At 68.7% G+C, this 18,073-nt stretch carries 19 protein-coding genes; 2 read left to right on the plus strand and 17 right to left on the minus strand.

Annotated elements, in window-relative coordinates; genetic code table 11:
- Nucleotides 1-81 precede the first annotated feature (81 nt).
- A complete protein-coding gene (eccA, locus tag ABZ420_RS19565) occupies nucleotides 82-1,914 on the plus strand; it encodes a type VII secretion AAA-ATPase EccA (protein WP_357124432.1) in 1,833 nt (610 codons plus the stop codon).
- A 191-nt stretch (nucleotides 1,915-2,105) separates the two neighbouring features.
- Here eccA and eccB read toward each other — a convergent pair whose 3' ends face one another.
- The gene (eccB, locus tag ABZ420_RS19570) at nucleotides 2,106-3,614 is read right to left on the minus strand and encodes a type VII secretion protein EccB (RefSeq protein WP_357124435.1); all 1,509 of its coding nucleotides are present in this window, start codon (nucleotides 3,612-3,614) and stop codon (nucleotides 2,106-2,108) included.
- Nucleotides 3,615-3,879: 265 nt separating this feature from the next.
- Between eccB and eccE the strand changes: the two genes are divergently transcribed.
- Complete coding sequence (gene eccE, locus ABZ420_RS19575) at nucleotides 3,880-5,526, plus strand: type VII secretion protein EccE (protein ID WP_357124438.1); 1,647 nt, start codon at nucleotides 3,880-3,882, stop codon at nucleotides 5,524-5,526.
- Between the two features lie 64 nt (nucleotides 5,527-5,590).
- Here the strand turns inward: eccE and ABZ420_RS19580 are convergent, their stop codons facing one another.
- From ABZ420_RS19580 to ABZ420_RS19655, 16 genes are all read right to left on the minus strand, one after another.
- Nucleotides 5,591-5,884 carry a hypothetical protein gene (locus ABZ420_RS19580; protein WP_062971801.1) on the minus strand — a complete coding sequence of 98 codons (294 nt, stop codon included), beginning with the start codon at nucleotides 5,882-5,884 and terminating at the stop codon, nucleotides 5,591-5,593.
- Between the two features lie 60 nt (nucleotides 5,885-5,944).
- Nucleotides 5,945-6,250, minus strand: coding sequence for a WXG100 family type VII secretion target (locus ABZ420_RS19585; RefSeq protein WP_062971803.1), 306 nt, complete (start codon nucleotides 6,248-6,250; stop codon nucleotides 5,945-5,947).
- An 89-nt stretch (nucleotides 6,251-6,339) separates the two neighbouring features.
- Nucleotides 6,340-7,131 (minus strand): ESX secretion-associated protein EspG, encoded by a 792-nt coding sequence (locus ABZ420_RS19590; protein ID WP_357124442.1) that lies wholly within the window; start codon nucleotides 7,129-7,131, stop codon nucleotides 6,340-6,342.
- Nucleotides 7,128-8,102, minus strand: coding sequence for a PPE domain-containing protein (locus ABZ420_RS19595; protein WP_357124445.1), 975 nt, complete (start codon nucleotides 8,100-8,102; stop codon nucleotides 7,128-7,130). Before ABZ420_RS19595 ends, ABZ420_RS19590 begins: the two co-directional genes overlap by 4 nt.
- 42 nt (nucleotides 8,103-8,144) lie before the next feature.
- A complete protein-coding gene (locus ABZ420_RS19600) occupies nucleotides 8,145-8,486 on the minus strand; it encodes a PE family protein (RefSeq protein ID WP_357124448.1) in 342 nt (113 codons plus the stop codon).
- Between the two features lie 32 nt (nucleotides 8,487-8,518).
- Complete coding sequence (locus tag ABZ420_RS19605; RefSeq protein WP_357124451.1) at nucleotides 8,519-9,898, minus strand: hypothetical protein; 1,380 nt, start codon at nucleotides 9,896-9,898, stop codon at nucleotides 8,519-8,521.
- The gene (locus tag ABZ420_RS19610; protein WP_357124453.1) at nucleotides 9,895-10,212 is read right to left on the minus strand and encodes a type VII secretion target; all 318 of its coding nucleotides are present in this window, start codon (nucleotides 10,210-10,212) and stop codon (nucleotides 9,895-9,897) included. The genes ABZ420_RS19605 and ABZ420_RS19610 overlap by 4 nt, the downstream gene beginning before the upstream one ends.
- A 51-nt stretch (nucleotides 10,213-10,263) precedes the next feature.
- Complete coding sequence (locus ABZ420_RS19615) at nucleotides 10,264-10,611, minus strand: YbaB/EbfC family nucleoid-associated protein (protein ID WP_357124456.1); 348 nt, start codon at nucleotides 10,609-10,611, stop codon at nucleotides 10,264-10,266.
- 24 nt (nucleotides 10,612-10,635) lie between these two features.
- Entirely contained in the window at nucleotides 10,636-10,992 is a 357-nt protein-coding gene (locus ABZ420_RS19620) for a hypothetical protein (RefSeq protein ID WP_357124459.1), read from the minus strand.
- 16 nt (nucleotides 10,993-11,008) lie between these two features.
- Nucleotides 11,009-11,785, minus strand: coding sequence for an ESX secretion-associated protein EspG (locus tag ABZ420_RS19625; protein WP_357124462.1), 777 nt, complete (start codon nucleotides 11,783-11,785; stop codon nucleotides 11,009-11,011).
- Nucleotides 11,782-13,641 carry a hypothetical protein gene (locus ABZ420_RS19630; RefSeq protein WP_357124465.1) on the minus strand — a complete coding sequence of 620 codons (1,860 nt, stop codon included), beginning with the start codon at nucleotides 13,639-13,641 and terminating at the stop codon, nucleotides 11,782-11,784. Before ABZ420_RS19630 ends, ABZ420_RS19625 begins: the two co-directional genes overlap by 4 nt.
- 470 nt (nucleotides 13,642-14,111) lie before the next feature.
- The gene (locus ABZ420_RS19635) at nucleotides 14,112-15,719 is read right to left on the minus strand and encodes a hypothetical protein (protein ID WP_357124467.1); all 1,608 of its coding nucleotides are present in this window, start codon (nucleotides 15,717-15,719) and stop codon (nucleotides 14,112-14,114) included.
- 98 nt (nucleotides 15,720-15,817) lie between these two features.
- On the minus strand, nucleotides 15,818-16,261 hold the full coding sequence (locus ABZ420_RS19640) for a hypothetical protein (protein ID WP_357124470.1): 444 nt from the start codon (nucleotides 16,259-16,261) through the stop codon (nucleotides 15,818-15,820).
- Entirely contained in the window at nucleotides 16,258-16,749 is a 492-nt protein-coding gene (locus tag ABZ420_RS19645; RefSeq protein ID WP_357124473.1) for a DUF6301 family protein, read from the minus strand. Before ABZ420_RS19645 ends, ABZ420_RS19640 begins: the two co-directional genes overlap by 4 nt.
- Before the next feature lie 29 nt (nucleotides 16,750-16,778).
- Nucleotides 16,779-17,063, minus strand: a complete 285-nt coding sequence (locus ABZ420_RS19650) for a hypothetical protein (protein WP_040864907.1) — start codon at nucleotides 17,061-17,063, stop codon at nucleotides 16,779-16,781.
- 48 nt (nucleotides 17,064-17,111) lie between these two features.
- Nucleotides 17,112-17,558, minus strand: a complete 447-nt coding sequence (locus tag ABZ420_RS19655) for a hypothetical protein (RefSeq protein WP_357124477.1) — start codon at nucleotides 17,556-17,558, stop codon at nucleotides 17,112-17,114.
- Between the last annotated feature and the right edge of the window lie 515 nt (nucleotides 17,559-18,073).

Raw genomic sequence — 18,073 nt, forward strand, 5'->3', positions numbered from 1 at the left:
CCGGGCCACGCGCGATCGGTAGTCTGGTATCCAGATGAACGTCTCTACTATGAGAAACGAAGATTTCGGGGTTCGACAGCAATGACCGGCAACCGTCAAGCACAACGCGCATTCGATGCCGGAATCCTGTCGCTCGGATTGTCCATCGAGGGGCAAGAATCCGCACGTGATCTCGACTACGCGAAACTGGCTTTTCAGCGCGCCACGGAGTGGGATCCCACGATGTGTGACGCATGGCTCGGCCGCGCCGCCGCGGGCGAGCTGACCAAGGACGTTCTGTTCAACCTGTACAAGACCGCTACGAGCACGCTCTATCGCGAGCAGCGCAGGCTCGGCCTGCGCCCGCGTGAACTCGCGGGCCGGTTCGTGCCCGGTCTGTACATCGACTACCCGCTGGCCAACCACACCGAGATCACGCTGGCCTGGGCGTCCCAGCTGATCGCCGACAAGGAGTACGACGAGGCCGAGCGCGTGCTCGACGAGCTCGACACGTTCCGACGTGGCCAATTGAGCAATCCCGACGGCGAGATCGACGACCGCATCTGCGCGTATGTCCGTGGCGTACTGCACTACAACACCCAGCGCTGGCCCGATGTGATGGCGGTGCTGGCGGGTTCGGCGGACTGGGAGGACCCGTACCTGGCGGCGGGCGCGCACGTGATGGTGGGCACGGCGTGCGCGCAGCTCGGCTTGTTCGGCGAGGCGATCCGGCGAATGCAGCAGGCCGAGGCGGGCCCGATCCCGGCGGCCCGCTCGACCGCGATGTTCTGCCGCGGTCTGTGCCTGCGGGAATCGGGCAACGAGGAGGAAGCCCAGTCGCTGTTCGAGAAGGTGTACTCGCAGGCACCGGATTTCGAGGCGAACGCGGCCGCGATGCGCGACCGCACCTATCGGATCACCGTCACCAGCCGCGAGGTGATCGATGCGCGCACCGACAAGTGGGACCCGGCGTCCTCGCCGTCGATGGAGCAGATGGAGCAGGAAGAAAGCCAGGACCGGGCGAAGAAGATCCTCGTCGAGGCTCGTGCCGAGCTGGATTCGCAGATCGGTCTGGCCTCGGTGAAAACCCAGGTGGCCAAGCTCCAATCGTCGGCGCAGCTGGCGAAGATCCGGGCCGAGAAGGGGTTGGCGAGCCAGCCGCGCGGCCAGCACCTGGCCTTCACCGGGCCGCCCGGTACCGGTAAGACCACCATCGCCCGGGTGGTCGCGAAGATCTACTGCGGTGTGGGTTTGCTGAAGACCGACAAGGTGGTCGAGGCCAAGCGCGTCGACTTCGTCAGCCAGAACCTGGGCGGCACCGCGATCAAGACCGAGAAGCTGATCGACACCGCCATGGACGGGGTGCTGTTCATCGACGAGGCGTACACGCTGATCCAGACCGGTTTGCAGGGCGGCGACGCGTTCGGCCGCGAAGCGGTGGACACGCTGCTGGCGCGCATGGAGAACGACCGGGATCGACTCGTCGTGATCATCGCGGGCTACGACGGCGAGATCGACCGGCTGCTCGCCGCCAACGACGGCTTGGCGTCGCGCTTCTCGAAGCGGTTGCAGTTCCCCTCCTACACCCCGGACGAGCTGGGGCAGATCGGTCAGGTGATCGCGCGCAAGCGCGACTCCGACCTGTCCGAAGGCGCGCTCGAGCAGCTGGTACGGGCCTGCGAGCGCCTGTACGCGATGCAGAGCACCGACCAGAGCGGTCAGCCGCGCCGTGGCGTCGACCTGGCGGGCAACGGGCGATTCGTCCGCAACGTGATCGAGGCGGCCGAGGAGGAGCGCGAATTCCGCTTGGCCAACGACGAATCGCTGGACCTGACCGATATCGATGAGGCGGTGCTGCGCCGCATCGAGGCGTCGGACATGGAGCTGGCGTTGTCCGGCCTGCTCAGCACCCTGAACGTCGGGTGGACGGACTGAGGACCGAACCCGCTGCCATGGGCTGGACGGACCGAGTTCAGCCCTGCCGTCGGCTGGAGTTCAGTCCCTGCCGTCGGTTGAACGGACCGAGTTCAGCCCTGCCGTGGGCTGGAGTTCAGCCGCTGCCGTCGGCTGGACGGACCGAGTTCACCCCTCGAGGTGCGGCGGGCCGGTGATCGGTCCGCCGCGCGTCAAGGGTTGGGCAGCGCATCGTGGCTGACCAGCGCGTCTCGCGCCGACAGAGTGGGCCCCGGCACCATCTGGCCGATGATCGCCCAGGGCGCGAGGCGCGGGGTGTTGCCGAGCCCGAGCACGTTCGCGGTGGCCGCGTCCGGGATGCCGTAGCGGACACCGGTGTCGGCGATGTAGAACAGGCTGCCGCGGCGCGGACTGCCCGGCTCCATGCCGGTCACCTGGACGAACTCGCCCGATCCCGGTGCGATGTAGGCCGCGTCGACCCGGTCGCCGACGCCGTCGGAGGTGGACAGCTCGACGGCTTGCGCGGATTCCGTGATCGGCAAGCGTGTGCCGACCAGCAGGCTGACCGTTGCCCGTTCACCAGGACCGTCGCCCGTGTTGTCCTCGCTCTGCCCGGGAGCGGTGCCCGGTGACTTCGCCCAGGCCACACATGCCACGGGCGCGTCCTCGGCAGGCAGGATCCGCGGGGTTCGCACCGGGAAGTCGTCGAGTGGCAATTGCCGCACCACCGCAACCCGATCCAGCACATCGGGTGGCATGGTCGCGATCTCCCGCATGCCGTGCGAATCGGCGTACCTGATCACCTGCGCGGCGAACGGCGATACCGGCTGCAAACCGTCGGCGAGCACGACGTACAGCGCGGAACCGCCGTCCGGGCCCACACCGGACACCGAGATGACGCCGCCGATCGGGATGCTCGACAGCGGGCCCGGACCCGGCTCGCCCGCCCTGGGGATCTGCGGCGGGGTGAGCGCGGGCACCTGTGTCGTCGCGCCGAGCAGGCCGGTGCCGACCGGACGCGGCCGGTGCGACTTCAGGTCCAACGCCCTGGTCATCACCGAATTCGCCGGGTCGACCTCGGCGCGTTTGCCGTCGTAGACCAGGTAGGTCTTGTCACCGCGCCGGACCAGCAGCGCCTCGTCCTGATTCGAGGTCTTGATCCGGCCGTTGAGCGCGGGATGACCTGCGATCACCGTCGTCGTCCCGCCCGAGGAGGAGGCGGCGCTACCGCCTTCGGACAGTGCGATGGTCTCGCACAGTGACCACTCGGAGTTGCTGCCCTGCCGCGAACCCGGTAGCGCGCCGGGCGCGCCCGGAATGCCGAGTAGCGGTCCGCGCGGCAGATCGTCGAGCTTGTCGTCCTTCACCGCGTGCGGTTCGGCGTTCGCCCCGGTGATCAACCGTGCGGATGCCAGATTCAGCACCGGATGCAGGGTCTTGTCGCCATCTCGGCCCTGTACCACCACATACAGCGCGCCACTCTGTTTCCCCGACACGATCAGGGCGTCGCCGATCGCGCCCTGCGGCCGCAGGAAGGCCAGGATCGCGGCGCCTGCCACCACGAGTACGCCGAGCACCGCGCCGACGAGCAGCGAGCGGATCTGGGAACGCATCGGATCGTGCAACATGCGAACATCGCGGCGCACCAGCGCGTGATCGAGCCTGCGCAACAGAAATCGGTATCCGTTGACCTGGGCGCGGGTGGTCAGCTGTGCCGGCACATGGTCTCCATCGAGCTATCGATCACCATTCTCCTCGACACGGTACCGTAATTCACCGACGGCCCTGAACCGATGGAATACGAAGCCGATCGACGACGGCCGCACGCAGGCGAGGCAGGGGCGAATAATGGTGAACGAGACGATGAACGGCGAGACAACTGTCGGCGAAATATCGGATGCGCCGAGAAATGCACGTCGATCGGACTATGACACTCTGCGAGATCCGGAATTCTGGTTGTTTCGCATTTTTCCGCTCCGGGTGATCGTGCCCGTCGCGTTATCGGCGGCGGGCGTCGCGTGGATTGTTCTCGCGTTCGGTGATTCGGCCTGGGGCGCGATCGCCGCGGGGGCGGCGACAGCGCTGGCCGGTCTCGCGCCGATCGGCGGCCGTACACCCGCCGCGCGCATCGGTAGCGCGATCGCTCGCAAGCGCCTCGGCCTGCGCCCGGCCGAACGCCTCACGCAGGCACCGGCACTCGACGTGCCGCTCACCGAGGGCGGCGGTTACGGCGTGCGCTGGGACGGCGACCTGCTGCTCACCATGCTCCGGATCGATCCCCCACCGGACACGCTGACGCTGCTGGATCGCGGCTCGCTCAGCACCGACCAGCTGCTCCCGCTGCCCGAGATCGCCCGCTGCCTGGACCAATTCGATCTGACCCTGGCGAGTATCGACGTGGTCAGCACCGGCGCGCGCACCGCGGGCACCGGCGTGGCCGCACAACTCTACGACCGCATCCTCGGCCCGCTGCCCGCCATCGCACACCGCACCTGCTGGCTGGTGCTGCGGATGGATCCGCTGGCCAACGCCGAAGCGGTGGACCACCGAGGCGGCGGTGGCAGCGGCGCGCTGCGCACCGCGATCATCGCCACCCGCCGGGTCGCCAACCGGCTCGCCGCGCACGACATCGCCGCGTCGGTGCTCACCGCCACCGAGATGAACACAGCGGTGCGCCAGCTCACCCACGGCTTCGATGTCGACCAGCTCGTCGAGTCCCCGAAATCGCTGGAGTATCAAGGCCGTTTTCTCACCCAGTACCAGATCGCGGCCGACATGATCGGTCCGCGCGGACTGGCAGGCATCTGGGCGGTGCCCAGCTTGTCCACCACGGTGACGCTGCGCTTGCGGCCGGGAGCGGGCAGGCACGATCGACACACCGATTTCGCCGACACCGTGGTGCTCAACGCGGTCGTCCGCTTCGATACCGTCGCTGCGCCGGAGGAACCGCCGCTGCCCGGATTGCGTGAGCTGGTCGGCAACCAGCTGCGAATCCTGCTGGACACCTTGCCCATCGGCTACGCGGGCCGCTGGGGCAGCGACATCGCCTATCGCGGCACCCTGGCCGCGCTCACCGAGTTCGCGGTGCCGACGGCCGGCTGCGGTCAGCTCATCGGCGCCGACGAGCGCGGCCAGGGGATCGCGGTGCCGCTGATCGGCGACGGCACCCGGCACCTCGAGGTGATCGGCAACCTGGATCTCGCCCAGCAGGTGATTCTGCGCGCCACCGCGCTGGGCGCCCATGCCATCGTGCACACCGCCCGGCCCGAGGCATGGCACACCATGGTGACGAATCTCGACGCGCCGCACGTACTTTCGATCGCGCCGCGCGCCGCGGGCGCCAGCTACCACCCACCCGCTCCCCCGCCGCCGCCCGCCGCGCCCTATCCGAGCACGACGGTGCTGGTGTTCGACGGGATCCCGCCGATCGCGCACGCGGGCGGTGCGACGGTCGTGCACGTGCGGCGGCCGGACGATCCCGGCGGGTCGATCGACGCGGACGTCACGCTGGTGCAGGATCCGGACGCGCCCAACCGGATCACGGTGCGCACCGCCGCGCGAAGCGCGACCGTGCTGATGGTCACCACGCCGGACGAGATGCACTACATCGGGGAATCGCTCGCGGCGCGCTGACCGGCGGACACACGAAACGGCCGGCTGGAACCCTTACCGTTCCAGCCGGCCGTCGTTCGTGCGATCAGAAAGCGGCGAAACCGTCGCCGACCTTGCCGTCTGCCTCGATGGCGCGCCCCAGCGCGTTCTCCACCTTGGTGGCGAGGTTGTCCAGCTTCTGGAGGGTGTCCTCCAGCTCGGTGGTCAGGTTCTTGTGCGCGGTGTCGAAGTTCGTGACGGCCTGCTCACCCTGCAGGTTCTCGCGGAACGCGGCGGCCGCGCCGTTGAGTTCGTCGATCTGCGCCTTCATGTTGGAGCCGTACTGGTTGAGGTCACCGACCATCTCGGTGATGGCGGGCGAGTTGTACTTGATCGTCATCGTTGTTTCCTTCTGGTCGTGGGGGTGGTGATCCGGTTGGACGGCAACACCGTCCAGGGGTCACAAACCACCCTGGTCGGAGCCGACAATGGTGTTCTTGCCCGAGGTGACGGCCTGGGAGAGCCGGTCGAGCTTGCCGTTGAGCGCGGTGACCTCGTCGTGCCACTCGGTGGCCGCGGTGTTGAATTCGCGGTGGGCGTCACCCTGCCAACCGCGCGCGACGGCCTGCACCGACTCGTCGATCTGGTTGATCGAGGTGCGCAGCGTCGAGATCGAGTCCTCCATGCGGCTGACGACGCTGTCGATGCCGCCCTCTTCGACACCGTAGGTCTGTCCCGAGCCGTCGCCGAGAGTTGTGTAAGCCATTTCGTTGATCCTTCCGTCAGAACTGGTGATGGCGAGATGCGGACGATCTCACCGGGCAATGAGGCAACCGAGTTACTTGCGACCGAGAGCTACGGTGACAGCCACCTCCCCCCGGGCAGCCCTTCCAGCAACGTGGCGACCGCCTGAGTCACCCGGTGGTCGGTGCCCGTCGTGACCGTCGACCAGATCTGCTGATCCGGCGAGACCATTGGGGCGGCGACGATGCGCCCGCGGCCGGTGTCGTACACCACCACCGCGCCCGGCGCCCTGCTGGTCAGCCCGTCCCGATGGGCGTAGGCCACGATCTCGGCATAGGCGCGGCAGGAGCCGAAAGCGAGTCCGAGCACGGCGGCGTCGCGCTCGCCGACGCCGATGGCATACATCGCGTCGGCGTAGCCGCTGGAGCCCTCGGCCGCGTCCAGGCGGTCGGCCAATTCGGCGGCGAGGGCACTGAATCCGCCGATCTCGGCGGGCTCGCACGGGCCGAGCCCGGCCAGCAGCGGACGAGCCAGCGACACGTCCGACCCGTCGGCCCAGATCGGATGAACCTCGAAACGGTCACCCGAGCGGACGGCGAGCGCGTGCTGCTCTCCCCTGCGCGCCAGGCAGAAGCGGCGTGCACCGTCTTCGGTGTAGACGCGGGCGACGAGTTCGCGGTCCGGCTGCGCCAAGACGAACAGCGCGGCGGCCAGTTCCGATTCGACTTCGCCCTCGGCGTCGAGCAGGCCGTCGCCGAGCAGAGCGGTTACCGCACGCTCCCGCGCGGCACGATATCCCTCGATCGAATCCTGTTGCGGTCCAACGGCCAGAGCCAGCGGCAGGGTCTGTACGCCGAGCCGTTCGGCGACGACGAGCAACGCATCGTTCGTCAGTGACGTCACGCCGCACCTCCCGTCCCTGGGGTGGTCTCCGTCGGCGCGGGCTCCGGGGCACCGAGCACCGCGGGCGCCGCTCGGATGCCACCTTCGAAGCCGATCTGATCGCTCGCCTGCCCGGGTAGGCCCGCGCGCGGAAACCGAGCGGTGTCCTGGGCCGGAGCGGCTTGTCCCAGCGCACCGGGAACGAGCGGAGCGGGCTGCCCGCCTGCGCTCACGGTGGCCTGCGTAGCGCGCGGCGCCACTTCGGCTGTCGCGGCCGACTGGGCGTACACCGGCGCCTGATACGCGGTGGGCACCCGCGGCATCGCCGGGATGGGCACCGTCCCGATCGGCATCGCACCGATCGGCGCGGCACCGCGCGGCAGCACGGCCTCGATCGGTGCCGCGGTCCGTTCGGCGGTCAGCGCCTGTTCCGGCGCCACCACCGGCGGCGGCTGCTGCTGCCACGGCGCGGCGAGGGGCTCGGTGGCCATCTCGTAGTTCTGCATGACCCGCGAGGCCACGGCCTTCGCCACGTCCGCTTCGGCGTCCGTCTCCGCCGCGATCGCCCGGATCGGCGCGCCGACCATGCCGCCCATCGACTCCAGCATTCGCTGGACCTGCTGGAGGGATTGGAGGTCCGCGGTATTCGGCATCGCCAGCCGGGCGATCTCGTAGGCGGCGACCTGCGCCTGGAACCGGGTGGCGTTGGCCGCCGCCGCGGCGGCCGCGTCGATCAGCCAGTCACGCAGGGTCGTAATGCGTTGCAGCACCTCGTCGCTGCGCCCCGACCGCCAAGCGCCGCGCATGTCCGCGAGGACCTTCTCGTACTCGACCACCGCGGCGCCGAACGACGCGGCGAGGCGCGACCATGCGGCGACGGCCTCGGCCATCGGCACGGCGCCCGGCCCCGTGGTGAGGTCGCGCGCGAGCCGCTCGGGCGGTCGCGCGGGCCACACCACGCCGGTGAAACCTGGCTGCGGTGGTTCGATCATTGCTGCGGAAGACCTTTCGGTTGCCCGACCACGCCGGGACGGTCAGGCGGACCGGCCGCCCGTGGTGTCGAAATCCGCCGTGTTGGCCGATTCCATGCCGTCGAACTGGCTGGAGTGCAGCCGCAACGCGGCCGCCAGCTTGCGCAATTCGTGCACGCCTGCCTGCGCGCCCCCCAGATATGACGCGGCCACGTCGTTCGCGGTCTGCGCGGCCCGGCCGGAGACCTCGTCGGCGCCCGCCGGAACGACGGTCAGCGCTTCCTCCGCGGAGCGCAGATCCGACACCAGCCGGTCGGCCAGCGCGTCCAGCCCGGAAGACGCCCTGCCCGCCGTGACCGAGTCGAATTGCACGCTGTCGTACACCTCACCCCGCCCGTCACTCATAAGACCCTCCTGTGTCGTGCTCGGCACTCGCGTCAGAGCGTGAGTTCCTTATCCGGCGGTGGTTCCGATGTCGTATCGGCCGCGCCGACCACCGGCAGCGAGACCCCTTCGATCCGGCCGACCACTTCGTCGCCGTGCTGGCCGGTGACCATCTGGCCGCGCAGCGCGTCGGTGGTCGATTCGCCGTCGCGGGCCAGTCCCGCACCACCCATGGCACCGCCCATCGGCATGTACCCGGTACCGGTCCCGGTCCCCGCCGCGGTGGTGCTCGTCGCGGTGGAGGCCGTGGACGCGGTACCGGTACCTGCCGCGGGCACACCGCCGATGCTGCCGAGCGAACCGCCCGCGACCCGGGTTCCCGGCCACGGGTTGAGCGGTGCGGCAGCCGCGGCGATCGCACCCGGGACGCCACCGCCGATGCCACCGGCGCCGCCCGCACCACCGGTGCCCTTGCCTTGCCCGGCTTCCTCGCTTTCCTCGGGCTCACCCGCGGCCTCGTGGCCGCCGGGTGCGCTGATCGGTTTCGGCGCCAGCAGCGACGGATTCGCCGCCGCCAACTGCCCCAGCGACTGGGCGACCTGGCCCGCCGTGCTGATCAGCGGCGTGATCATGCTCATCAACTGGGTCAGCTGCTCGGCCGACTTCACGCCCGTCGGCGCGTTCGTGATCGGAACCTTCTGTCCCGCCTGCGTCATGCTCGCGCTGTGCCCGAGCAGCTCGGCCTTCGTCTCGGCGGTGATCGCCAGCGCCTCGGTCATCGCCTCGATGGCGGAGGCGACCAGGAAGCCCTGGCCTCCCGGTGAGGCCGCCAGCAGCGGCGCGAAGGCCATCGTGGTGGAGAACTTCGCCAGCACCGCCGACATCAGTCCCGCACCGGTGAACACGCTGCCCGCCGCGCCCGTGAGCACCGACTTCTCCTGTGTGCTCTGCGCCGCGAGCTGGTCCGCGTCGGCCTGCGCCGCACCGGCCTTCTTCGCGGCCTCCATCGCCGCCATGCCCTGCCACACCGTCATCAAGGTCTGCACCAGGGACGAGCCGACCTGCATCACGGTCTGCATCACGGTGGACACGTTCTGCAGCAACTGGGTCGGGTCGGCCGGCGGCGCGGGCGCGGCGGCACCGGCCTGTACCGGCGCGGGCGGCGGCGAGCCGAGCTGCCCGGTGCCGAACGCGGAGGCGAGATCGGTGAGCGGGCGCATGAGCGCGCCGAGATCGATCGTCGGTAGCGGCGGCAGCTCCGGCAGCTGCACGAAGGCGGGCATCTGCGGCAGGTGCGGTAGCCCCATGCTGTGCAGGACATCGTTCACCGGCATGTCCAACATGGGCGCGAGAGCGCTGCCCCGCAACAGTTCCAGGACCGTCGGATCCAGTGGATCGGCGCCGGGCGGCGGAATGGCTCCCGGCGAGGTCATGACCGCGTGCGGATCGCTCCGATGGCCGCGCCCGACGCGGTGTCCGTGCCCTCGTAGGTGGCGGCGGCCTGATGCGCCGTCAACGCGGTGCCCGCGTGCACGGCGGCGAGCTGCGCCACCGACGACAGGTGGTTGGCCTGCGCGAAGGCGTACGAGACGAGGAACTCCTGGCCGATCAGGCCGAACACCGGGACCACCGCGGCGACCGTGGCGGCTTGGTCGGTCGCCGCGATCGCACCGACACCGGCGGCCATGGCCGCCGACTCGCCTCCGTATACACGCAGCGCATCCGGGACTACTTCAATGTGGCTCATGATCATCGTCCAATCCCGAAACATCCCCCGATGTTTCGTTTTCAACTCTACCTAGCGACGACCGCGAATCGCGGTCCCGACGTGGTTAACATCCGGTGACCAACCGGTGGCTTCCTCATTGAATGCGGTGATCAGTTCACCACGCTTCGCGAAAGCCTTGTGGGCGGCCGCTCGCGCGGTGTCCACAACCGTTTTCTCGAACTCTTCCGGCGAAAGTTTCGATACCGCACCGGTAAATCTCAGCCCTACCAACGCGGCGTTTCCGTCCACCTCCGCGGATACCGATCCGTCGGGCGATGTCTCGGTGACCCGGATACCATTCATGGCATCGTTGAGATCGGTGAGCCGGTAGAGCTGATTCTGCACCCGAGCAATGAGCTCGTCCATTGTCTCGACCATGCCGCCTCCGAATTCCGCTGTCGCTCAGACCGATCGCAGCCAGCTCTGCGGTTCGGTGTCGTAGTCCTGCTCGTCGATGATCTCCTGCGTCGCCACCTGCTGTTCGGTGGGCAGACCGGTCAGTGCCAGCATCTCCGAGCTGAATCCCAGTTGCCGCAATTGCGCTCGCCGCGCCAGGCCGGCACGGTTCGCCGCCTGTTTGCACAACCGCAGGACGTCACCCGCCAGCGCTTCCGGATCCCGACGCAATTGATCGGCGTCGACCTTTACACCCAACGGCAGACCCATTTCGGTGGTACGCACCGAAATAGAGCCCGTGAGCGAAGTCGCCGTGAATTCCGTCGGGAATTCACCCGTCTGCCCCGGCTGCGATGCGGTCATCGGCAACACTCTCCGATCACAATCGTTCGTCTTTGATGGATTGGACGACCTCGGCGATCCGCGTGTTGATCAGGTCGGCCAGCCGCCGAACGTCCGCCGCCGCCACCGTCGGCGGCCTGCTCGGCACGATGACGTACCGCCCGTCATCGACGAGATCGCGCCAGGCCAAATGCGTTCGAGTGATACCGCGGGGGCCGAATCGCGAATATCCTTGCTCGACAACGATCGTGCCCGCCGTGGCGACCGGTGCCCGCTCGAAGGACTCCCTCCGGCTCGCCGCGCGATCTTCGACGTCGTTGACGAGGGAACGGCCGTAGAAATGGTCCAGACCGTCGCCCTCGGGCTCGGCCAGATCGAAGGCAGGCCGCTGACCAGCGTCGGCCTTCGGTAAAGCGGCGGCCACGACGTCACCGAGCGCCAGCACGTCGTGTTCGACCACCGTGAATCCCTCGGTTCGGCGCTCCGTGCGATTCGGCTTCTGGGTCACCAGGAAGGCGCGGTCTCCCCTGCGTCCGGCGAGCATGCGGATCGAGCCCATCGAATTCCGCGCCGCACCGCCGTCGACGCCGCGGACCACCAGCCGAATGTCCGGCACCGCGAGCACCGACATCAACTCCTCCAATTCACGGCCCCACCGTGTCCGAATCCGCTGCCACGCCTCGCTCTTCTGCCTCCGCGCGTCGTCGTAGTAAGTCGTGCCGCTGACGTACACGAACGGATCCGGCAGGCTCTCGTTCACGGCGTTCCACGCCGCGACGAATTCCAGGCCGGAGAACTCCCAGGTGTCGATCATTGCTCGACAACCGGTTTCGCCACTACGGGCGCATCACCCAGCGCCTCTTCCAAATGCTCGGTGGAATCCAGATAGTCGGCGCGCTTGTGTTCCTTCTGCTGTCCGCCCTGCGCGGCGCCGGGACCGCCCATCGGCATTCCGCCCATCGGGCTTCCCGCCATGCTCTGCCCCGCCGCGAGACCCGCGCGCGCGTCGGTGGCCGCTGTCACAGCGTTGGTCTGTGCCCGCGGGAACAACTTCGACGCCTTGTCCAGATTCTGGCCTGCATTGGACTTCGCCGCGCCGAGACCACCGGCCGAACCGCCGGGCCCACCACCGCCCTTGGCCAGCGCCGACTCGAGTTTCTTCGCCGCGTCCGAGATATTCGGCATACCCGGCAGTCCGGCCAGCGCAGCTTGCTGCGCGGCTTGCTGCGCGGCGCCGGCCACCTGCTGGCCGATCTGCTGCGCCTGTTGCGCGAGTTGCTGCGCAGCCTGCTGTGCCTGTTGGGCGAGTTGCTGCGCCGCTTGCTGGGCAGCTTGCTGGGCGGCCTGCTGTTGTTGCTGCTGCTGTTGTTGCTGTTGCTGTTGCTGCTGTTCGGCAGCTCGGCGCTGTGCGTCCAGCTGCGCTTGCCGCTGCGCGGCTTCCAACGCCTTGCGCTGTTGCTCGCTCTGCTGCTGTGCGCTCTGCATCGCGGCCAGCTGCGCGGCGCTGGTACCGGGGCCAGGCCCGGGCCCGGCGGCGGTGCCGGGCCCCGGACCGCCCGGCCCGGGTACCTGACCGGACGTGGGCGGAATGGGATCCGGCAGTATCGCGATGACCTGGTCGGTGGCCTCGATGCCCGGAACGTATACCTCTTGCATCGCCCTGACGTAATTCCGTACAGCGGCCTCTTCCTTCCGCTGCCGGTACGCGTCGTCGGTCTCGCCGGAGTTTCGTGTCGGCGGATAGTCGTCACCCTGCTGGAGGCGCACTCCGGTTGTGTACAACCATTCCGACACGTATTCGAGGCTGTCCCCGATGAGCTTCATGTTCGTGTTCAGCTGATCGGTGCCGGTGCCATACGCGGTGATCGCTTGACGCGCTCGATCGGCACCGCCGTTGTTGTTCGGACTCGTCCAGCTCGATCGACTGGTCGTCATCTGATTCGAGAGGATGTCGAACGTTTCCTTCAGTTCTCCCGCCAGCCATCGCCAATCCGACGCGGCCTGCGCGACTTTGATCGGCATGGACGGACTGCCGCCGGTGATCGAGGTGATGATCGTCTGATACTGGGAATAGACGAAATTCTCCGGATCGTCCGCACGCACCCCGCGGGGTTCGAATTTCACCTCGCCCGGCTCCGCCAAGCTGGTCGGCAATCCGTGATTCTCTTCCGGCCGCCGGTTACCGACCTCGTTCCAATCCGGATGCGCATAGGTATTTCCGCTGCCGTCACCCGCGGTGGTCAATCCAGCGGGACCCGGCCGGTCCGCGAGGTTCTCGGTGATTCCTTTGTGCTCACTTACCCGTCGTTCCAGCGTGGCGAAATCGACCCTGCTGTCCTCTTCGGTGCCCCGGTAGTGCCTGGCCGCCGCGAACAAAGTATCGGTCAGGTCGTCGAGGATGGTGATGTGGTCGTCCAGAATGCTCCCGAGTTCTCGCCCCTTCTCGGAGAAACGAGAAGCGAGCGCCTCCGCCGAGAGCAGCAAGGCGGCGAACGGCGGCAGCGAATCGATCTTCGACAGTTCCTTCTTGACCGACGCGACGCGAACGCGAACCCCGTTCGCCGCGTTGATCAAACCTTCCAGCGCACCGGGCCGCAGCTCCAAAGTGCCGTTCCCGGCCTCGGCGGACAGGACGCTCCACGGATTCGATGGATTCGACTCTTCAGACATGCCACACCCCTTCCGGCTCGGTGATTCGGAAGCACCTTCCCCCTGTTTCCAACATTGGGAAGTACTGGAGATGAGCGTTGACGGCGCGGGCGGATACGATGCCGAGGTCCGATCCCGGAGACAGAGGCTCCGACCCGCACAACTGCATAGACTCCCGACGTGGGCGACGGCTATGTGCGCGCCACGGCGCGGTTCCCCGTCCGCCCCCGCGCACGGGATCACGCTGCTGCGCCCGGCAACTCATACGCTGACGACCCTCCTCATCGCTGGCGTGCCGCGACCGGCGGTGCGCCACACGTCAATATGGCAGCCGGTTCTTACGGCACACCAAATATCGGCTTACGACGCACCGACGATTCTATGGTCAGTCGGGTTGTCTCCGCATGTACAGACCCGAATCCCGGTGCGCGCTTACGCGCTGCCCGCCGCGTCTGACCAGCCGGTTTACTCCGAAGATGAATTCTTGTGGCTCAGCGCTTTTCGTCGTGTGGCCAGGGCGCGCCCACCGGACCGTGCCGGTCCCGGAACCTCCGCTCGAAACCGGCGAGGTACACCGACGGCGCCACCGAGGACGAAGACCGTTCCAGCACGCCGTCATCGGCGATGTAGTAGATCGCCCGGCCGATCGCGATCTCCCCTGGTTCCACCGGGACGTACACCATCCAGCCGACGCTGAGCCGATCGGCGCGCAAGTCCTCCAGCGGATAGTCCGCGGTGTCGGCGCCGCTGTTCCGGATGAACCGCGCTACCGAGGCGATCGCCTCCTCCTGCGCCATCGGCTCCGGCGCGGTCATCGTCACCCCGGCCATGGTGAGCTGGAAGAATGCGCCGTCGACGTCGAATTCGCCGTCGTCACCGAAGACACCGGTGAGAATGTCCCGCGTGACGATGCCCCGCTCGGCCGCCGACACGAGGTCGCCGACGGCGGCGCGCCGCCTCGCGTCCACGTCGTCACCGAGCAGGTTGGCGACGATGTCCACGACGGTCTCGGAGGTCCACACGCCCGGCACCGCTTCGGCGAACCGGCCCGGCCCCGGCGACTCACCGCGGTACCAGCGGCCGCTCTCCCACCAGTAGCAGAACGACAGCAGACCGCTGGCACAGCGGTGGTTCAATACCTGGCCCGCCACCCACTCCGGTGCGCCCGCATACAGATCGGGCAAGCGGACTCCCTCGTTGTAGGCCGCCGCCAGTTCCGGCGCGTTCCACACCCCGCCCGAGAGCACCGCCCGTCCACCGGGCAGCGCGTACAGCGAACAGCCGCTGCGCTTGGCGCCCTCGAACCAGCCCACCGAGGGCAGTAGGCGTGGGCCCCATTGGGATTCGGCCGCGACGAACGCCGCGGCGAGCACCGCCCACCGGGCGGCCATGAGCGGGAACGGGGGCAGTTCGTCCTCGCACGGCACGGCATGCACGCCCGCCTCCCGATCCGCCCGTGCCTGCGCCGCCGCCACCTGCGGGGGCCGTGACTGGCGGTCGCCGTGCCCCAGATAGGCGCCGAGCCAAACCGGCAGTGAAGTCCGTGGGAACGCTGCCAGATCCGCGAGGTAGACCTCGGGCGGGAACAGCTGATCGTCCGGGAACGGCTCGTCGCCGTAGTCGTAGTCGACCTCCATCCGACCGGCGCTGGTCAGCGTGAAGAGCAAACGCCACCATGGGCCGTCACCGAGTCCGGCCGCCAGCTGCCGATGCTCCCGGACCAGCGCCACGATCCCGGGTTCCGGGGTCACGCGCACAGCGCGCTCCTGGTCGTCGAAGTAAACGGCCAGCGCCACCTCCGCGGCCACGGTCAGCGTGAACACCGCGTCCACCCGCTGCCACCCCGGCGGGCCGCCCGCGCCCAGCTCGCGGGCTACCTGGTGCATGAGCGCCTTGGCTCGTTCGGCGACATCCTCGACCGGAGCCGCCGCGGACAAGGTGAAACCGACATCGGGCTCCTGCGCTTCGGACGCGGTGTCCTCGGATGCCGCTTCGGCCGAATCCGCCGCTTCGGCGGACGGCGTCACATAAGTCTCGGCTTCGCGGTGCTCCGGGGCATCGGCGGGTTCGTCGGATGCTTGGCCGCCTGGGTTGGTCACGTCGCGGAAATCCCCTCATCCACCGCATCGGAGCCGGCGCACACGCCGTGATGCCTGCTTCGTCCGTCGTTCATCCTGGTACCGCGCCGGTGCGCGGGTCAGGGCTCCTGCCGCAGGCCGAGCAGCGGCAGGTCCAGTTCTCGATTTTCCAAACGTTCATTCCACGCGACATAGGCCAAGGCGGTAGGGGCGCCGATACCGAACCCATCGCGCAACCCGGTGACGACCATGTCGGACAGCCGCCGGTATCCGGCGGTGGAACTGGGCCAGGGCAGCTCGGTCCACCAGTTGACATGGCTCGCATCCCGTTGCCGCCAACCCGACTCGGCGATCAGCGCGCGTCCCGTGGCGCCCGCGCGCAAGGCGGGATCGAGCCATTCGTCGTCGACCAATTCGGCCGAGAGGGCGTCATCGAGCTGGAGGAATTGGGCGTAGCGCCGCCGCGGACCGGTGCCGGACTCGACCAGCTTGACGATGGAACCGGCACGCAGCGCGGCGAGTTCCTCGGCCAGACCCGCGGCGAAGTCTTCCCACCCCGTCAACTCTGCTCCTGCTGGTCCAGCTCGACGGACTGATCGTGCAGAGCGAGCCAGGAGTTGTCCGTCAGGGACAGCTCAACCGAGCGACCCAGATCCGCCACCACCAGCGTTGTGTCCGGACCAGCCCAGCGGATCTCGGCGGCGGCGCCGGGAACCCGGGTGGTCGGTTCACCGAGCGCGCCGGTCAGCGCATCGACCATCGTGACGAACGCGTCCCTCGACAGTGCCCGCCCCTGCGCGTCGTTCGGGGCGAAATCGGTGACGCGCAACTGGATGTCGACGATGCGGCCGTCACGACCATGGATCTTCCCGCTGGCCATTCCGAATCCGGCATCCAGCATCGCCCGGTCCGGATGGACGGTCAGCACTTTCCAGCCGAACGACTCCGCCAGCCCCGGAACCGCGTCCATCGGCTGGGAGCCGTCGAGCGACCGCAGGCCGGTGGCCAGGTCGACGATCTCGCTGTCGGTCAACGCGCGCCATTCGGTCATGGGCTCACCTTAAGTCGTGACATCGACGATCACCGGGCCGACCGGCGACGGTCGAGCTCTTCGATCTTGCGGGCCAGCGCCTCCTTGCGCTCGCGGGCGTTGGAGCCGTCGAGCTGGCCGGCGAAGGCCGCGCGGGCGGCGTCGACCAGCGCGTCCGGCACGTCGGGGTACGCCCGGGCGATCGTCCACAGGGCGTCCTCGGTCTTCATGTCGAGGCCGGTCTCCGTGCGGATGCCGCCGCCGGTGAGCACGGAGCGGAGCATCTCGTCGAAGTTCTCCCGCAGTTCGTCATCGGTCGGATGGTCGATACGCACCCTTCCTCCTCAGGTCGATGGTTACCTTGTCGTATCGCCGGCTTGCGGTCATCCGGCGAAGATCTCGGTGCGGCGCACGGGGTCGGCGAGCACGGCGCGGATCAGCGCGCCGATGTCCATCTCCTCCGGCACCGAGCGATAGATCAGCTCGCAGAAGACGACACCGCCGACGACCACCGCGAACCGGGTGGTCCGCCACCCGACCGTGCCCCACTCGACCTCGACCGGCCCGTCCAGATCCACCGCGCGATCGCCGATACGCAGGCCGAGCCCGCCGTCATGTCGATAGAACACCACCGAGACCCCGTCGAGTTCACCGTAGACGCCGCTGTGCGTGCCCGCCTCGGACGGGTTGGCGCGCAGCGCGCCGGTGACCGGGTCGAACTCGGCGGGCACACCGAAGCCTGCGAACGGGCGGACGAAGAGACCGCGATCCGGGCGACGATGCCCGTTGCCGTGCCGACCGAGGTTGTTCTTCGGGTGGCTGCCGTTCATCGGAGGCGGCATAGGCATGCCGGGCGGGGGCATGGGCATGCCCGGCGGGACTGTGCCGTCGGGATAGCCGGGGGCGTCCGGGGGATCGAGTGGTGCCGGGGGATACGGCGGTCCGGATGGTCCCGGATACGGCATCGACGGGTACGAGGGCGGGGTCGACGGGTACGGGGCCAGCGGTCCCGGAGGCGGCGGGTAGAGGGGCGGCTGGCCAGGCGTCGGCGAACCGGGTGGGTACGAAGGAGTGGGCGGCTCCGTTGGGTACGTCGGTGGGACCGGCGGGGTCGATGGGACCGGCGGTGTCGGCGGGACCGGCGGTGTCGGCGGCACCGTGGGTGGATCTGGCGGTACCGGTGGATGCGGCGGTGTCGGCGACACCGGCGGGAAAGGAGGCGTGGGCGGCTCCGTCGGCGTAGGCGGCACCGTCGGCGTAGGCGGCACCGTCGGCGTAGGCGGCACCGTCGGCGTAGGCGGCACCGTCGGCGTAGGCGGCACCGTCGGCGTAGGCGGCACCGTCG

The organism is Nocardia sp. NPDC005745, from assembly GCF_040630775.1.
In the GTDB taxonomy this organism is placed as follows: domain Bacteria; phylum Actinomycetota; class Actinomycetes; order Mycobacteriales; family Mycobacteriaceae; genus Nocardia.